Origin of the sequence: Caproiciproducens galactitolivorans (assembly GCF_029266045.1) — a bacterium.
Taxonomy (GTDB): Bacteria; Bacillota; Clostridia; order Oscillospirales; family Acutalibacteraceae; genus Caproiciproducens; species Caproiciproducens galactitolivorans.
Genome location: NZ_JAJUFJ010000001.1, coordinates 426,676 through 443,343, shown reverse-complemented (window position 1 = coordinate 443,343; position 16,668 = coordinate 426,676). Strand labels below are relative to the sequence as shown.

The window sequence follows — 16,668 nt, the reverse complement described above, 5'->3', positions numbered from 1 at the left end:
AACATGAGAAATGACATTCAATCGGTTCTATTCAGCGAAGAAAAGCTCGCTGAAATCGTACAGTCGATCGGCAAGCGCATTAGTGAGGATTACAAGGACAAAAACCTCCTGATGGTCAGCGTGCTGAAAGGCTCGGTAGTCTTTATGGCCGATTTGATGCGCGCAATCACTATCCCTTGCAGCATTGACTTCATGTCTGTTTCAAGCTATGGTTCCGGTACGAAAACCTCTGGGGTGGTAAAAATTATTAAGGATTTGGACATTAATCTGGAAGGTTATGACCTTTTGGTCGTTGAGGATATACTGGACAGCGGTTTGACTTTACACTACATACTCGAGCTGCTGCAATCCCGTTCCCCAAGAAGCATCAAGGTTTGTACGCTGTTCGATAAGCCGGATAGACGTACGGCAGATATTAAAGCGGATTACGTAGGAACGGTCGTTCCAGATGAATTTATCGTTGGTTACGGCCTGGATTATGCGGAAAAATATAGAAATCTTCCCTTTGTCGGTATTCTCAAGCCAGAGGTTTACCAGAAAGAGATGGAAAATTAAGAAGCAGCCCAAGTAAGGAGTGAACTTCATTTGGATAATAAAAAAACGCTCAAAAATATAGCTCTGTTTATCGGAGTTCCCATATTGCTGTTTATCCTGATCGCGATGATTTATGGCAGCCGCCCCCAGAAGACTTTTAATTACTCTGATATCCTGCACGATTTTAAAAACCAGCAGGTTACGGAATTTTCCATGGATATGGGTAGCGGCGAAATGATCATCAAGCTTAAGGATAAGACGCAGATTTCCTATGTGGCTCCGAATGCGGAACTGCTTTACAGGGATATTAAGCCATACCTTGAGCAATACGATAAAGACCATCCGGACAGCCCCATGATTTATAATCTGAAGCATCCGGCGGAGACATCCTGGCTTGCCAGCATGCTTCCGATGCTTGTCACGCTGGGCGTCATGGTTTTGTTCTGGTGGTTTATGATGAAGCGCCTGAACTCCAGCATGGGCGACGCTGGTAAGCAGATGAATTTCGGCAAGGCGAAAATCAAGCAGATGGCCGATGAAAAGCGTAAAACCACCTTTGCGGACGTAGCCGGTGCGGACGAGGAAAAGGAGGAGTTGCGCGAAATTGTCGAGTTTTTGAAAAACCCGAAGAAGTATAACGAGCTTGGCGCGCGTATCCCCAAGGGCGTGCTGCTCGTAGGCCCTCCGGGCACCGGAAAAACGTTGCTGGCCAGAGCTGTTGCGGGGGAAGCCGGCGTGCCGTTCTTCTCGATTTCTGGCTCCGACTTTGTCGAAATGTTTGTCGGCGTCGGCGCATCCCGTGTGCGCGATCTGTTCGAACAGGCGAAAAAAAATTCTCCCTGCATTATCTTTATTGATGAAATTGACGCGGTCGGCCGTCAGCGCGGCGCCGGGCTCGGCGGCGGGCACGATGAACGCGAGCAGACATTGAACCAGCTGCTCGTGGAAATGGACGGCTTTGGAGCGAACGAAGGCGTTATTATGATTGCCGCAACCAACCGCCCGGACATCCTTGACCCTGCTTTAATGCGTCCGGGACGTTTTGACCGTCAGGTTATGGTCGGTTATCCGGATATTAAGGGTCGCGAGGAGATTTTAAAGGTGCATGCCCGCGGCAAGCCGATTGCGCCGGATGTCGAGCTGAAAACCATTGCGAAATCTACTGCTGGCTTTACCGGTGCGGATTTGGAAAACCTTTTGAACGAGGCGGCGCTTCTGGCCGCCAGAAGGAGCCTGAAAGCCATTACGATGGCGGAAATTGAAGAAGCGACTATTAAGGTTGTCGTCGGTACGGAAAAGAAGAGCCACGTCATGACCGAAAAGGAAAAAAGGCTTACCGCCTATCATGAAGGCGGGCATGCGGTTGCCGCTTATTTCTGTCCGACACAGGATCCGGTTCACCAGATTTCGATTATTCCGCGCGGTATGGCGGGCGGATATACCATGCATCTTCCTACGGAGGATCGTTCTTACAAGACGAGGAGGGAAATGCAGGAAGAACTCATCAGCCTGCTTGGAGGGCGTGTCGCAGAAGCCCTTACGCTGGACGATATTTCGACCGGAGCTTCCAATGATATTGAACGTGCGACAAAGCTGGCTCGGGGCATGGTTACCAAGTACGGCATGACGGAAGCACTTGGCCCGATCACCTATGGGCAGGATGACGGAGAACCGTTCCTTGGCCGCGATATGGGTCACATACGGAATTATTCCGAAACAACCGCTTCTGCGATTGATCAGGAAATCCGAAAATTAATGATAACCGCTTACAACCGTACGGAAAGTATTCTCAAAGAGCATATGGATAAGCTGCATGAGGTAGCCCAGTACCTTTACCAGCACGAAAAGATGAGCGGCGAACAGTTTCGGGCTTTAATGGAGGAGCACAAGCCCGAAATTCAAGCTGAACTGTCCAAGGACGCACAGCCGGCGAATCCTTCAGAAGAATAGTGATCAGGGGGAATGTTACTGCATTTCCCCTTTTTGATGTGATTTATTATAAGCATATACCCGGTTTCTATTTGGCGTTCTGTTCGTTGTGGCAGTACGATGCTTGGCAATTCTGCCGGATGGCAGGATGTTTTCGATTATCCCGGGTGCTGCCGGACGGATCAGCCGCGGCTTAAGCTTTTAAGTTTTTGCGATGAAACCCTTTTGCCGGCGCGCCGTCCCGATTGGCGGCGCAATCCAGAAGCAAATGCGATATTTGACGGTGTTAAGATTCTTGCGCCGGAAACTGCAAAAGCCACATTGCCGTTTCTGGGCGGTTGTCCGTGTTCCGCGCAGCGGACGGACGATGTGTCGAAGCCGCTTTTCACCAAAGTATGCTTCGGTGTTTGACGGAGTGGAATTTCGATTATGCAATTTAGGAGCGAATAGTAAATGAAGAAAAAAGCGGAATATGGAAATGAAAGCATTTCATCCCTGAAAGGCGCCGACCGTGTGCGACGCCGCCCGGCGGTTATCTTTGGATCGGACGGAATAGAGGGCTGTGAACATTCCATCTTTGAAATACTGTCCAACTCCATAGACGAGGCGCGCGAGGGTTATGGCAAGCAGATTGTGATAACTCGTTTCAGCGACAATTCGGTTCAGGTGGAGGATCATGGTCGGGGATGTCCGGTCGATTTCAATCCAAAGGAGCAACGGTATAACTGGGAGCTGGCGTTTTGTGAGCTTTACGCCGGCGGAAAATACAATAATGATTCCGATGAGAGCTATGAGTATTCTCTCGGCTTAAACGGTCTAGGGCTTTGTTCAACGCAATATGCCTCCGAATACATGGATGTGGAGGTGCGGCGCGACGGTTTCCGTTACACCCTCCATTTTGAGCACGGCGAAAACATAGGGGGACTGCATAAGGAACCGTATCATAAAAAGGATACCGGTTCCATTATTCGCTGGAAACCGGATATTCAGGTTTTTACCGACATCAACGTCCCGGTTGAATATTACCTGGATGTCCTGAAACGGCAGGCGATTGTAAACGATGGTATCAGTTTTTTATTTCGAAACCAGGTGGGCGATAAATTTGAGGAAACCGAGTTCCTTTACCAGAATGGAATTGTCGACCATGTGAAGGAAGTTGCCGGGGAGGACAGCCTGACGCCGGTGCAGTTCTGGCAAACGGAGAAGAAGGTTCGCGACCGTGCGGACAAGCCGGAATATAGGACGAAAATCAATGTTGCGCTGGCTTTTTCCAACCGGAATAAAATGCTTGAATATTATCACAATTCCAGTTGGCTGGAGCACGGCGGCGCGCCGGATAAAGCAGTGCGCAATGCCTTTGTTTATCAGATCGATTCCTATTTGAGGCAAATGGGAAAGTACAATAAAAACGAGAGTAAAATTACGTTTCCCGACGTAGAAGACTGTCTGATCCTTGTTATTTCCTCATTCTCCAATCGCACCTCGTATGAAAACCAGACAAAGAAAGCGATTACGAACAAGGGAATCCAGGAAGCAATGACGGAAATGCTTCGCCATCAGCTTGAAGTCTATTTCATTGAAAATCCGGCGGACGCGGAAAAGATTGCGATGCAGGTGCTCATCAATAAGAGAAGCCGCGAGGATGCGGAGAAAACGCGCCTGAACATAAAGAAAAAGCTTACCACCAATATGGATTTTACCAACCGCGTTGCGAAATTCGTGGACTGCCGTTCCCGCGACGTAAACGAGCGGGAAATTTTCATTGTGGAGGGCGATTCCGCTCTCGGCGCGTGCAAACAGGCGCGTGACCCGAATTTTCAAGCGATTATGCCAATACGCGGCAAAATTTTGAATTGCCTGAAGGCGGATTACAATAAAATTTTCAAGAATGACATCATAACGGATTTGATTAAGGTACTGGGCTGCGGCGTACAGGTGAAATCCAAGGCGAACAAGGACCTTTCCTCTTTTGATATGTCCCTGTTACGCTGGAATAAAATTATCCTGTGCACGGATGCCGATGTGGACGGCTTTCAGATTCGGACGCTGCTTTTAACGATGCTTTACCGCCTTACGCCCGCGCTGATTGAACAGGGGAAGGTGTTCATTGCCGAATCCCCTCTGTTTGAAATTACTACGAAGGACGAAACCTACTTTGCTTATACGGAGAAGGAAAAGGAAGAAGTTCTAAAGAAGCTGGGAACGAAGAAGTTTACGGTTCAGCGTTCCAAGGGACTTGGCGAAAATGAGCCGGACATGATGAATTTAACCACGATGAATCCCGCCACGCGCCGCTTGATTAAGGTTATGCCTACCGATGCGAAGCGGACAAGCGAAATGTTTGATTTGCTTTTGGGTGATAACTTGAGCGGTCGGAAGGATTTTATTGCGGAAAACGGATACTGTTATATTGACACAGCGGATGTCAGCTAAATTGAATACGGAAAAATAGTAATGAATGTGGGTGTATTTAGAGGATGCCGAAAAAAAGAAATGAACAGACAGATGCTCCACGGGCACGCGGCGTGATTGAAGGCGCAGGAGCGATCGTTGAGCAGAAAATCACCGATACGCTGGAAACGAACTATATGCCGTATGCGATGAGCGTTATTTTATCCCGTGCGATTCCGGAGATTGACGGCTTTAAGCCGTCCCATCGCAAGTTGTTGTATACCATGTACAAAATGGGGCTTTTGGGTTCCGCACGAACCAAAAGCGCCAATATCGTAGGCCAGACGATGAAGCTGAATCCGCATAGCGATTCCGCGATTTACGATACCATGGTGCGCCTGAGCCGCGGATACGAAGCGCTTTTGCATCCATATGTGGATTCCAAAGGGAACTTCGGTAAGTTTTTCTCCCGCGATATGGCGTGGGCGGCCTCCCGTTACACGGAGGCGCGTCTGGACAATATCTGCGAGGAACTTTTCCGCGATATTGATAAAGATACCGTCGATTTTGTCGACAATTACGATAATACCTTAAAGGAGCCGAAGCTTCTGCCGGCGGCATTCCCGACGATTCTGGTGAATGCTAACACAGGAATCGCCGTTGGCATGGCAAGCTCCATCTGCCCCTTTAATTTGAACGAAGTATGCCAGACAACCGTTGCCTTGTTGCGCAATCCGGAGCATGAAATTTCCTCCACGCTTTTGGCGCCGGATTTTCCCGGCGGCGGGCAGTTGATTTACGATCGCAAAGCCATAGAGGAAATTTACCGCACAGGACGCGGCAGCGTGCGTATCCGTTCGCGTTATTCCTACGATAAAAGCGCAAACTGCATTGATATTACACAGATTCCGCCGACAACCACAGTAGAAGCAATCGTGGAAAAAATCGTCGATCTGGTAAAGCAGGGGAAAATCAAGGAAATTTCGGATATTCGCGACGAAACGGGTCTTGGCGGACTGAAAATTACCATCGACCTTAAGCGCGGTACGGAACCGGAAAAGCTTATGCAGCGCCTTTTCAAGCTCACTCCCTTAGAAGACAGCTTTTCCTGCAATTTCAACGTGCTTATCGCCGGGACACCGCGTGTCCTGGGCGTGCGCGAGCTGCTGGAAGAATGGACGGCCTTCCGGATTGAATGTGTTCGCCGCAGAACCTTCTATGATTTGACGAAGAAAAAAGATAAGCTCCATTTGCTTAAGGGCCTGCGGTCAATCCTGCTCGATATCGACAAAGCGGTTGCGATTATCCGCAAAACCGAAGAGGAAGCGGAGGTCGTGCCAAACCTGATGATCGGTTTCGGAATTGACGAATTACAGGCGGAATATGTTGCGGAAATCAAGCTCCGCCATTTGAACCGGGAATACATTCTGAAACGCACGGAAGAAATCAGCCAGCTTGAAAAGGATATTGCGGAGCTACAGTCCATTCTGGATAGTAAATCCAAAGTGAAAAACGTGATTATTTCAGAGCTGGGCGAGATCGCAAAAAAATATGGCCAGCCGCGCAAAACAATGATTATTTATCAGGATGAAATCGAGGAATATTCCGAGGAAGAGGATATACCGGATTATCCTGTAAACCTGTTCTTCACAAAGGAAGGCTATTTCAAGAAAATTACCCCGCAGTCCCTGCGCATGAGCGGGGACCAAAAACTGAAAGAGGACGATGAGGTAACCCAGCATTTGGAGGATACCAATACCGCTGACCTTCTTTTCTTTACCGACCGTTGTCAGGTTTATAAAGCTAAGGCCAGCGATTTTGGCGATACCAAGGCAAGTGTCCTAGGGGAGTATATTCCGGCGAAGCTTGGGATGGACGAAGGGGAAAATGCGGTTTACATGGCGGTAACCCACGAATATAACGGCTATATGCTGTTCTTTTTTGCAAACGGGAAGATTGCCAAGGTGGATATGTCCGCTTATGCCACCAAAACCAACCGCCGCAAGCTCTTAAATGCGTATAGTGATAAATCCCCTCTGGTAGCAATCGAATATGTAGAGGAAGATTGCGAATTCCTTCTCACGTCCTTACAGGGGCGCATCCTTTTGGTGCACACCGGGGCCATTCAAAGCAAAACCATGCGCAATACGCAGGGTGTATCCGTTATGACGCTTCGCAAAGGCAGCAGATTGCTGAAGGCGGAACGTTTCCACGAGGATATGCTGGTAAATCCAAACCGGTACCGTAAAAATATCCCGGCGGCCGGTTCCATTCCCGCCGCAGAGGAAACAGCGGGGGAACAACTCAAACTGTAAACGGGAACGGGCGGGTAAAAAAAATAAAACGCCGCTGAAAAGCCAATAGCAATCCAGCAGCGGGTCCTGTCAAAGCAGCAAACGCAAACACTTCGGCAGGTCCATCAATAGATTACCCGTTATTTCGCCCGATATGCATAAATCTCGCCGTATCACATAAAATATGCTTGCAATGAAGCGCATTATGTGATACTATAAATAAAGTTGTTATGTAGTATTTTCGGAGGTGCGCTATGACAGTCGTTGAAGTCATATTCGGAGTTATTCTATTATTATTTTCACTTGCAATAACAGTAATCGTTCTTCTTCAGGAAGGGCATCAGCAGCAACTTGGGGCAATTACAGGCGGTGCGGATACTTTCCTTTCAAAGAATAGCGCCCGTTCGGTGGATTCGTTCCTTGCCCGATGGACAAAAGTGATTGCGATTGGCTTTTTCTTACTTGTAATCGGCGTGAACGCTTACATGTATTTTAAGTAAAATTGTTAAAAGCCCCGCTTTGTGCGGGGCTTTTCTTGTTTAAATCAGGGCGGACAGATGCCGGAACGTTTTGCTTGAGATGGGGGAAAAGAGTGGAAGATTTAAAAATTAAAATACTGGAGCATTTCCAGCACTATCCAGAAAGTATTACTTCCCGGGGACTAATGAAAAAGCTGAAGATAAAAAATAAAAAAGGCTTTTACAATGCCCTGAATCAATTGAAATGCGAGGGGGCGGTTTCGGTTAGCAAAAAACACCGGATCCGGCCTGTGGAAAAAAAGAAAACCATAAAGGCGAAGATTGTTTCTTTGTCGAAGGGCTTTGCTTTTGCGCGCCCGGAAGACGGCGGCGAGGACCTGTTTATCCACGTGAATCATTTAAATAAAGCCTTTATTGGGGATACGGTTTTATTGAAAAATGTTAAAGAAAGCGCAAAAGGGCCGAGCGCCGACGTTCATTCGATTTCGGAAAAGAGCAGCCGTACCATTACCGGAACATTGTCCTGCGGTGCAGGCCTTTGCGAATTGATCCCGGACGGCGCCATACGCTACCGTCTGCCGGTAGAGAAAAATTCCGCGAAGCATTTGAAGGATGGGGATAAGGTACAGGCAGAAATCCATCGGACGCCTAAAACTTCCCGGTTGTCTGCCCGGATTGTCAAAGCTTACGGCAGTTCTGGAAGCGCCAAAATCTGCGCGGACGCAATTATTGACCAGTACGGAATCAAAAGCCGTTTTCCCGAAGAGGTTCTGGAAGAGGCAAGAAAGATTTCCGGTCAGGTTATTACAGAACAGGATTTAAAGGGAAGGCTGGACTTAAGGAAAACCAATATCTGTACAATCGACGGCGCGGATGCAAAGGATCTGGACGACGCAATTTTTGTAAGCAGGACGAAAAAGGGTTACAAGCTTGGCGTGCATATCGCGGATGTAAGCCATTATGTCAAGGAAGGCAGCGCGCTGGATACCGAGGCGCTGGAGCGGGGTACGTCTGTTTATTTTGCCGACCGTGTGATTCCCATGCTCCCGAAAGAGCTTTCCAACGGCGTGTGCTCCCTGAACGCAGGGGAGGACAAGCTGACGTTTTCTGCGATCATCGAGCTGGACAAAACAGGGACGATTTTATCTTACCAGTTTAAAAAGAGTGTGATTAATTCTAAAGTACGCGGCGTTTATTCCGAGGTGAATCAGTTATTTAATAAAACTGCCGATGCGGAATTGCGTAAAAAATACGCGCCGGTTATCCGTTCCTTGAATGCGGCGCGAGAATTGGCCAATATTCTGAAAGCGCGTTCTATTAAAAACGGCACAGTAGATTTGGAAAGCACGGAATCGAAATTCACGCTGAATGAAGAAGGCATCTGTATTGGTGTGGAATCGCGTGAAACGGGCGAGGCCGAACAGATGATTGAGCAATTGATGATTACGGCCAACCAAGCGGCCGCGAAGTTTGCAAAAGAAAACGGAATCCCGTTTGTATACCGCGTGCATGAACAGCCGGATCCGGAGCGCGTGGCAGCTTTGGCGGATCTTGTCGGCGCGCTCGGATTGAACGCACAGCGGCTGAAGAAAGACGGGGAGATAAGGACTGCCGATTTTGCCGATATTATGCGTCAGGCAAGCGGGACGCCCGCACAAAAGGTGATTTCCCATCAACTTCTGCGAACCATGGCGAAAGCGCGCTACGATACCGCGCCAATCGGCCATTTCGGGCTTGCGCTTGCGGATTACTGCCATTTTACCTCGCCGATCCGGCGGTATCCGGATACCGCAATCCATCGCATCCTTTCCGCTATGTTAAAAACGAAAGATAAAAAGGAGCTGGTTCGGCGGTACGAGGCGTTTGCAAAGGTGGCGGCGTCAGAATCTTCGGCAGCGGAAGTGCGGGCCATGCAGGCCGAACGAAGCGCGGAAAGCTGTTACATGGCGGAATATATGACCCAGCATATTGGTGAATGCTACGACGGCATTATCAGCGGGGTAACCCAGCGCGGCGTATTTGTCGAGCTTCCGAATTCCGTCGAAGGCTTTGTTCCGGTTGACAGCTTTGAGGGGGCAAAATTCCATTTTGACGGGGTGATTACGCAGGTTGATGAAAACACCGGCCGGAGGCTTACCATCGGCCAGCCTTTATCCGTGCAGGTTGTGGCGGCGGATGTCGCGAGCGGTAGAATCGACTTTGTTCCTAATATTGGAGCGACGGAATAACAATAAAAGGATAAAAATAGAGTAATTGGTATATTTTTTGGAATAAATGCTCATCATACTAACATAATATTAACCGAAAGGCGGTAATGTTGGTATGGAATCTGTTTTAAAGCTTGTACAGCATGTTGACTGCACAGCCGTTCAGGAAAATCAAGATAAAGACAGAATCATGGATGAAATCAAGGAAGTATGCCGTCTAATGGCCTGCAACGAAAGCTGGTTTGCATTAGAAAGCGATGAGAACCTGATTGAAGCCTGTATTTATCAACGGGAATCGCTGAAGTCCCGTTACCGTTACTTACTGAAACAGGCGCGGCTTAAAGGTATCAATGCGCCCCTTATCTGCAAGGGACAGGGGGGATAACCATTGCCTAACTGGGTTGTTCCGCTTAGCTTGTGCGGTGTTTTCGCGCTTTTGGTACTGATTCAGGTCATCGTAAAAGCGCCCAAGCCGGTGCAGCGTGCCGCCGGAGGAGTCCTGACAGGGCTTTGCGCCCTTGCGGCTGTGAATCTGACCGGATTTTTTACCGGTGTCAGCCTGCCGTTAAGCCCGCTGACCATTGGCGTTTCGGGAGCCGCAGGTATTCCCGGGGTTACCATGCTCCTCCTGCTCAATTTAATTATCAAATGACGGTAAAAAAAGAACGGGCGATTTTGCCCGTTCTATTTTTGTGCAGGTTTTAGCTTTGCGCCGAGGATGCCTGCAGCCATTTCGCGGTCATTTGTGACCAGCGCCAGCAGCATCCGGTATACGTCTTCGGGGGATTGGTGAAAATTATTCTTAACCATGTTTGCTTGGTACAGATCGGGAACATGCAGGGTAAAATTCATTAAGTCCATTTTTCCGCCGGAGATATGGCAAGTTACGTTATAACCCCGTTCCGTTTTTATAATTTCTACTTTGTTTTCGCGTTCTCTTTTTGTCTTTGCCAGCAGGCGGATTGCCGCCGCGACTGCTTTGTCCCGTACCACCGGGGGAAGATCCTTATCGAGCTGTTTGGCTATTAAGCGCCCGGTTTGGCTTACGGAATACAGATCGTTGTTTTCTCCGCTTATAACCAGGTTTCCCTTTTCCACAAGTTCGGCCAGCGAGTCCGTTACTTCAAAATAATTTGCCAACCCATTATCCTGTATTATATTTAAAATATCGGTTTTAGACAGGGGGACATCCACGCTTGACAGAAGATAACAGATTAAAATACGAATTTCATTTTTATTTCTGAGTCCGCCCGGCTCGATACCTCCGGTAAAGGCGTTATAATCCATAACAAGCACCTCCGATTTGTTTCTATGCAAAAAAAGCCAAAGCGACCTAGCTCCGCCAATTATCGGAGCAGGGATATGCTTTGACTCCTATTTTCACACTATTCTTATTTTATCATATTAACAAAGTACTTTCAATCTTGTTTTTTGTTATGTGGCTTCTTTTTCAATATGTTTTTGATGTAAGCCATAATCTTTTTCTGCCCTTCCACAGAGCATGATCGGAAAGCCCCGACGAGAATTCGTTCATCACTAGAAAGTTCGTAAATATGACTCGAATTTTTTTTGCTTTGGATGTAATTCGTTTTCAATTCGCTGTCAGATACAATTTCCTGTGAACCCTCGTCGGAGAGTAAGTTTTCAATTGGAATATTGAATACTTTTGCTAGCGTTATTAAGACGGTCACATCGGGCGTTGTCTTACCAATTTCATAATAAGAGTATGTAGAACGGTCAATATTTAATATCTCCGCAATTTGCACCTGCGTGTAACCGCTTTTTATTCTTAGCTCTCGAAGTCTTTCATTAATATGAATCTTTTCAATAATTGGTAACACCACTTTTCTAAAGTAATGAAAGTAATGAAAACGTCTGTTCATTTTAGATTATATAATTTTATACATGAATAATAATAATAACGTGACAATAATTCACCTTAATTAACGTTTTTCTGCTTAAAATCTAAAAAGGGGCTTGACGATTCCGATTTGATTTTGTATAATAACTTAGTCAGCGATTGAGACAGATGTTAAAATCTCACATTTTGCTACTGTGGCTCAATGGTAGAGCAGCTCATTCGTAATGAGCAGGTTGTCAGTTCGATTCTGACCAGTAGCTCCAGACTCCCGTTTTTCGAAAACGGGAGTCTTTTTATATATTTTTATATACCATAAAAATAAAATTTGTTTCTTACTCAAATATAATTATGTTTATTTCATTCGAGTTTTTACAATATATCATATATTTGCAGTTATAGTTAAAATTATTAGAAATTTGAGAAAATTTCCAGAATACTTCGTTTGAATACAAAAATGTGCTATAATCGGGTTGAAAAATCGCATACTGGAAAAACTATTTTCAGTGAAAAGGGGCGACGGAATGACAACGTTTAATGAATTGTACAATCGTCTTGTAAAAGCGTCCGTAGAAAACAGACAGTCTGAAGAACTTGAAAATCTTCACAAGGAAGATTTTGACCCGCATCATCTGGACTGCCTGTTATATCCCAAAAAGTATGCGCCGGTCATACGGATCAACGACTGCGACTGTCCTGAATACGGTCAGAATTGCGGGGTAAAATGCCTTTTTGACGCACTTTACCGAAATGATAAGGGCAATTTGGAGATTGATCCCAGCCGTTGCGTGGGCTGCTCCGAGTGCATCGATCAATGTAAGATGAAAAACCTTACAGCCAGCCGCGATATTCTTCCGGCGCTGGCGGCCGTGCATGCTTCAAAGGCGCCTGTGTATGCAATGATCGCCCCGGCTTTCATCAGCCAGTTCAGCAAAGAGGTAACACCCGGAAAGCTCCGCACCGCTTTCAAAATGCTTGGGTTTGCCGGAATGATCGAGGTAGCTCTTTTTGCGGATATTTTGACTTTGAAGGAAGCGCTTGAGTTTAACAAGAATATTGTGAAGGAAAGCGATTTTCAGCTTACCAGTTGCTGTTGCCCCATGTGGATTTCGATGATCCGAAAGGTTTATCATGAATTGCTTCCGCATGTTCCGGGCGCAGTATCGCCGATGGTTGCGTGCGGCAGGGCAATTAAGCTTCTTCATCCCGACGCGCTTACGGTTTTTATCGGTCCCTGCCTTGCCAAAAAGGCGGAAGCGCGCGAATCGGATGTGTCCGATTCGACCGATTATGTACTTACCTTTCAAGAAATGAAGGATGTGTTCGATTTTGCCCAAATAAACCTGGCGGATTTACCAGAGGATGAACGTGACCATTCATCACGGGCGGGCAGAATATACGCGAGGAGCGGGGGAGTTAGTGAAGCGGTTCAAAGTACATCCAAGCGTCTCAGCCCCGAGCGCAAAATTACGGTACGCGCGTGTAAGGCGGACGGCGTACCCGCCTGCAAGGCAATGATTAATGATCTGCTAGCCGGCAAAATCGATGCGAATTTTCTGGAAGGGATGGGCTGCGTCGGCGGCTGTGTCGGCGGGCCGAGAATTTTGATTTCCCGCGAGGAAGGTAGAGAAAACGTAAATAAATATGGTGAAAAAGCCGCGTATCAAACGCCGATCGACAATCCCTATGTTATTGAGCTTTTGAACCGGCTTGGCTTTGATACAGTAGAAAGCCTGTTGGAAGACAATCGTATTTTTACAAGGAAATTCTAAAATACAGTTGAATTGCTGGGAATGCCCCCGAATCTATGTTATAATGAGTCCAATTAATAATTTAAAGTTGAAAGCGGAAGCAGCCGTTGCTTTGCCGGGCTGAAATTGGGAAAGCAGCGGGCAGCTTGGAAATTATTAATTCGATAATTTACAACATACATATGGGGGCATTTTCATGGGATTTAAGGAAGAGTTTGAAGAAATATATCGGTCGAAAATTACGCGTCCGGGTAGTGCGGAGCTACTGGAATGGCTAAAAACGACGGACTTTTTTACCGCTCCGGCCAGCACGAAATTCCATTGCGCCTGCTTGGGTGGCCTTGTCCAGCACAGCCTCAGCGTTTATCATGTAATGATGGAAAAGCACTTTCAACCGGAAACGGATAATGAAGAAAGCTTTGCAATCTGCGGGCTCCTGCACGATGTATGTAAGGCGCAGTTTTACAAAGAAAGCACCCGTAATGTGAAAAATGAGGAAACCGGTGTGTGGGAAAAGCGCCCCTATTATTCGATTGAGGATAGCTATCCTTACGGGCATGGCGAAAAGTCCGTATTTTTGATTGAACGCTTTCTGCGCTTGAAAACCAGCGAAGCGATCGCGATCCGGTGGCATATGGGCGGCTTTGATGAATCTGTGCGGGGTGGAAGCTTTTCCATTGGTTTGGCGTGGCAGAAGTATCCAATCGCCGTAAAACTGCATCTTGCAGACTTGGAAAGTACGTATTTGCGTGAAAAAGGAACTTCCGTAGTACACGGGAAATAGAAAAGGAAGGAGTCGGGAAGAAATTCCCGGCTCTTTTTTGCGCGTCAGAAATAAAAAAGACTTGACAAATGCAAAAAATGATATATTATTGTATTAATCGACTAGTACATCAACACAATAATACAGTTTATACGGAGGTTAGATAAATGTTCGAATGAATAATAAAATGCACGGGCTCAGCAAAAACGCGGCGCTTTCGTGCGGCAGACAATACGACCGCTAACTTGCTGTGTCCCGCTCGAAGTCTTCGCTCGGTTCCTTTACGCGGCAGGTAATAAATCAATAAAAATTAAAAAAACTTCAGAAAACAGGTTGACAAAAAATAAAAAAGGTGTATTATTGTATTAGATTATTAGTACAGTAATACAGATGAGGGGGTGGATTTATGGCTTGGAATCTCAAATCCGACAGGCCGATTTATTCGCAGTTGGTTGAGCAAATTGAATTGCTGATCGTATCTGGGATATACCCTGCCGGCTCAAAACTGCCGTCGGTGAGGGATCTGGCCGGGGAAGCGTCGGTGAATCCAAACACGATGCAACGGGCGCTGGCGCAATTGGAAAATGACGGGCTACTTTATACGCAGCGAACAAGCGGCAGATTTGTAACAGAGGATGTGGAGCGGATCATGCAAATCAAAAATAACCTTGCTCAGGGGCTGATTAAAGAGTTTATAGAGAATATGCGGAATCTCGGCTATGATACAAAGCAGGCGATACAACTTCTTGAGAAGACAGCAGAGGAGGAAGAATGATGGAGAATATTCTGGAGTGTCAGAACCTGGTCAAATTTTATCCCAAGTGTCTGGCACTAAATTCAGTAAATCTGACCGTGCCGAAAGGGAAAATCGTCGGGCTGCTCGGCCCGAACGGAAGCGGCAAAAGTACCTTGATTAAACTGGCGAACGATCTTATTCAGCCAACAAGCGGAAAAATTTTAATTGCCGGTATGGAGCCGGGGATCGAAACGAAAAAAATCGTTTCTTATCTGCCGGAGCGTACTTACCTGAACGATTGGATGACGGTAAACGATATGATCGGCTTTTTCAGCGATTTTTATCAGGATTTTAACAAGGGCAAGGCTTATGATATGCTTGCAAGGCTTGGCGTGAATCCGTCCCTGCGGCTGAAAACGATGAGCAAGGGAACCAAAGAAAAGGTGCAGTTGATTCTGGTTATGAGCCGGGAAGCCCAACTTTATCTTCTGGATGAGCCCATCGGCGGTGTGGACCCCGCGGCAAGGGATTACATTTTGGACACGATTATCGGCAATTACAATCCGGAAGCTACGGTTATCATTTCTACGCATCTGATTGCGGATGTTGAAAAAATTCTGGATGAGGTCATTTTTATTAATCAGGGAAACATTGTTTTGGTCTCCACTGTTGATGATATCCGTGAAAATGAAAACAAGAGCGTGGACGCGTTGTTTAGGGAGGTATTCAAATGCTAAGAAAGCTTTTAAAATACGAAATAAAAGCGACCAGCCGGATATTTCTCCCAATGTATGCGCTTTTAATTGTCTTTGCATTGCTTAATAAATTTTTTATGGCGGTAAATTCCGAATTGCTGAGAATCCCGCGGGCAATTGCCGCAACGGTTTTTGTTTTCATCATTATTGGCTTATGTGTGGTGACGCTGGTTGTAACCATACAGCGGTTTAACAAGAGTCTTTTAACCGATGAGGGATACTTGTCCTTTACCCTGCCTGTAAGGATTCACAGCCATATTGACTCGAAAATGCTTGTGACCCTCATGTGGACCATCTTAAGCTTCTTAGTTTCCATGGTTTCAATCTTTATTATGTCGATCGATAAAACAACCATATGGTCTTTACATCGGTTTGTGAATGAATTGATGAGAGTATTAAATAAGATTGGTTTCAACGGATATGTTCTAGTTTTGGAATCCATTCTTTTTGTCATAATTGGAATTCTTAGTGTTACGCTTGAAATCTACGCAGCGATTACGGTTGGCAATATGAGTTCCAAACATAAGCTTTTGGCCGGCGTAGGCGCATACCTTGGCTTCGGTGTCATCCAGCAGATCATAATGTCGATTATCATGTCTACATGTGAAAAAAGTATTTCGCAATATTTTGATTCAATGATAAGAGCGGGAGAACTCGCTCAGGTGCAGTTGGCGCAAACAGTTTTGTTTGGTTTAATAGCCTATATGGTGGTGATGGGCGTGGTTTTCTATTTCTTTACGGAATGGATGCTTCGGAAGAAATTAAATCTGGAATAATGGAAACGACTTTAGGCGCGTTGCAAAACGCGCCTTTTTTTAAGAAATTTGTCCTTATAAAGCTTCGACTGCTCACTTTTCCTTTGTGAATTCTGCCTTTCGGCCGGATAATGCGCGTGAACCGCTGGAAATGCTTGATTTATATTGAAATATCATTGTAAAAAATTTATAATGAAAGAGCATGAAAGGCACAAA

Annotated in this window: 16 protein-coding genes and 1 tRNA gene; 15 read left to right on the top strand and 2 right to left on the bottom strand. The window is 46.4% G+C overall.

What is annotated here, in order from left to right; translation table 11 throughout:
* Positions 1-3 precede the first annotated feature (3 nt).
* The 9 genes from hpt to P9B68_RS02085 all read left to right on the top strand — a co-directional run bounded on the left by hpt (position 4) and on the right by P9B68_RS02085 (position 10,486).
* Positions 4-555: a hypoxanthine phosphoribosyltransferase gene (gene hpt / locus P9B68_RS02125; RefSeq protein WP_135657024.1), complete on the top strand. Its 552-nt coding sequence runs from the start codon at positions 4-6 to the stop codon at positions 553-555.
* 30 nt (positions 556-585) lie between these two features.
* Entirely contained in the window at positions 586-2,484 is a 1,899-nt protein-coding gene (gene ftsH, locus P9B68_RS02120) for an ATP-dependent zinc metalloprotease FtsH (protein WP_277668369.1), read from the top strand.
* Positions 2,485-2,583: 99 nt separating this feature from the next.
* Complete coding sequence (locus P9B68_RS02115; protein WP_135657028.1) at positions 2,584-2,874, top strand: hypothetical protein; 291 nt, start codon at positions 2,584-2,586, stop codon at positions 2,872-2,874.
* A gap of 42 nt (positions 2,875-2,916) precedes the next feature.
* Positions 2,917-4,896, top strand: a complete 1,980-nt coding sequence (locus tag P9B68_RS02110) for a DNA gyrase/topoisomerase IV subunit B (protein ID WP_277668368.1) — start codon at positions 2,917-2,919, stop codon at positions 4,894-4,896.
* A 44-nt stretch (positions 4,897-4,940) separates the two neighbouring features.
* A complete protein-coding gene (locus tag P9B68_RS02105; protein ID WP_277668367.1) occupies positions 4,941-7,169 on the top strand; it encodes a DNA gyrase/topoisomerase IV subunit A in 2,229 nt (742 codons plus the stop codon).
* A 233-nt stretch (positions 7,170-7,402) separates the two neighbouring features.
* Complete coding sequence (gene secG / locus P9B68_RS02100; protein ID WP_135657034.1) at positions 7,403-7,648, top strand: preprotein translocase subunit SecG; 246 nt, start codon at positions 7,403-7,405, stop codon at positions 7,646-7,648.
* A gap of 92 nt (positions 7,649-7,740) precedes the next feature.
* The gene (rnr, locus tag P9B68_RS02095; protein WP_277668366.1) at positions 7,741-9,855 is read left to right on the top strand and encodes a ribonuclease R; all 2,115 of its coding nucleotides are present in this window, start codon (positions 7,741-7,743) and stop codon (positions 9,853-9,855) included.
* Positions 9,856-9,949: 94 nt separating this feature from the next.
* Positions 9,950-10,219 (top strand): DUF2508 family protein, encoded by a 270-nt coding sequence (locus tag P9B68_RS02090; RefSeq protein ID WP_135657038.1) that lies wholly within the window; start codon positions 9,950-9,952, stop codon positions 10,217-10,219.
* Between the two features lie 3 nt (positions 10,220-10,222).
* A complete protein-coding gene (locus P9B68_RS02085; protein WP_135657041.1) occupies positions 10,223-10,486 on the top strand; it encodes a pro-sigmaK processing inhibitor BofA family protein in 264 nt (87 codons plus the stop codon).
* A 32-nt stretch (positions 10,487-10,518) separates the two neighbouring features.
* Here the strand turns inward: P9B68_RS02085 and P9B68_RS02080 are convergent, their stop codons facing one another.
* Positions 10,519-11,121 (bottom strand): DUF4364 family protein, encoded by a 603-nt coding sequence (locus P9B68_RS02080; RefSeq protein WP_135657043.1) that lies wholly within the window; start codon positions 11,119-11,121, stop codon positions 10,519-10,521.
* Between the two features lie 131 nt (positions 11,122-11,252).
* Complete coding sequence (locus P9B68_RS11710) at positions 11,253-11,717, bottom strand: helix-turn-helix domain-containing protein (protein ID WP_135657045.1); 465 nt, start codon at positions 11,715-11,717, stop codon at positions 11,253-11,255.
* 166 nt (positions 11,718-11,883) lie between these two features.
* On the opposite strand from P9B68_RS11710, the gene P9B68_RS02075 reads away from it, so the two are divergent.
* From P9B68_RS02075 to P9B68_RS02050, 6 genes are all read left to right on the top strand, one after another.
* Positions 11,884-11,958 (top strand) — tRNA-Thr (locus tag P9B68_RS02075).
* A gap of 258 nt (positions 11,959-12,216) precedes the next feature.
* Entirely contained in the window at positions 12,217-13,464 is a 1,248-nt protein-coding gene (locus tag P9B68_RS02070) for a [Fe-Fe] hydrogenase large subunit C-terminal domain-containing protein (protein ID WP_277668365.1), read from the top strand.
* Between the two features lie 175 nt (positions 13,465-13,639).
* Positions 13,640-14,227, top strand: a complete 588-nt coding sequence (locus P9B68_RS02065) for a hydrolase (protein ID WP_135657049.1) — start codon at positions 13,640-13,642, stop codon at positions 14,225-14,227.
* 385 nt (positions 14,228-14,612) lie between these two features.
* Positions 14,613-14,981 carry a GntR family transcriptional regulator gene (locus P9B68_RS02060; protein ID WP_135657051.1) on the top strand — a complete coding sequence of 123 codons (369 nt, stop codon included), beginning with the start codon at positions 14,613-14,615 and terminating at the stop codon, positions 14,979-14,981.
* Positions 14,981-15,679, top strand: coding sequence for an ABC transporter ATP-binding protein (locus tag P9B68_RS02055; protein WP_135657413.1), 699 nt, complete (start codon positions 14,981-14,983; stop codon positions 15,677-15,679). Before P9B68_RS02060 ends, P9B68_RS02055 begins: the two co-directional genes overlap by 1 nt.
* Positions 15,673-16,473, top strand: a complete 801-nt coding sequence (locus P9B68_RS02050) for a hypothetical protein (protein WP_277668364.1) — start codon at positions 15,673-15,675, stop codon at positions 16,471-16,473. Before P9B68_RS02055 ends, P9B68_RS02050 begins: the two co-directional genes overlap by 7 nt.
* Positions 16,474-16,668 lie beyond the last annotated feature (195 nt).

What these genes read in the sequence shown, in the direction of transcription:
- P9B68_RS02110 (WP_277668368.1), top strand. Translation starts at nt 2,917, where the DNA reads ATGAAGAAAAAAGCGGAATATGGAAATGAAAGCATTTCATCCCTGAAA.
- P9B68_RS02115 (WP_135657028.1), top strand. Translation starts at nt 2,584, where the DNA reads ATGCTTGGCAATTCTGCCGGATGGCAGGATGTTTTCGATTATCCCGGG.
- secG (WP_135657034.1), top strand. Translation starts at nt 7,403, where the DNA reads ATGACAGTCGTTGAAGTCATATTCGGAGTTATTCTATTATTATTTTCA.
- P9B68_RS02070 (WP_277668365.1), top strand. Translation starts at nt 12,217, where the DNA reads ATGACAACGTTTAATGAATTGTACAATCGTCTTGTAAAAGCGTCCGTA.
- P9B68_RS02060 (WP_135657051.1), top strand. Translation starts at nt 14,613, where the DNA reads ATGGCTTGGAATCTCAAATCCGACAGGCCGATTTATTCGCAGTTGGTT.
- hpt (WP_135657024.1), top strand. Translation starts at nt 4, where the DNA reads ATGAGAAATGACATTCAATCGGTTCTATTCAGCGAAGAAAAGCTCGCT.
- P9B68_RS02105 (WP_277668367.1), top strand. Translation starts at nt 4,941, where the DNA reads ATGCCGAAAAAAAGAAATGAACAGACAGATGCTCCACGGGCACGCGGC.
- P9B68_RS02080 (WP_135657043.1), bottom strand. Translation starts at nt 11,121, where the DNA reads ATGGATTATAACGCCTTTACCGGAGGTATCGAGCCGGGCGGACTCAGA.
- P9B68_RS11710 (WP_135657045.1), bottom strand. Translation starts at nt 11,717, where the DNA reads ATGAACAGACGTTTTCATTACTTTCATTACTTTAGAAAAGTGGTGTTA.
- P9B68_RS02050 (WP_277668364.1), top strand. Translation starts at nt 15,673, where the DNA reads ATGCTAAGAAAGCTTTTAAAATACGAAATAAAAGCGACCAGCCGGATA.
- P9B68_RS02065 (WP_135657049.1), top strand. Translation starts at nt 13,640, where the DNA reads ATGGGATTTAAGGAAGAGTTTGAAGAAATATATCGGTCGAAAATTACG.
- P9B68_RS02055 (WP_135657413.1), top strand. Translation starts at nt 14,981, where the DNA reads ATGGAGAATATTCTGGAGTGTCAGAACCTGGTCAAATTTTATCCCAAG.
- P9B68_RS02090 (WP_135657038.1), top strand. Translation starts at nt 9,950, where the DNA reads ATGGAATCTGTTTTAAAGCTTGTACAGCATGTTGACTGCACAGCCGTT.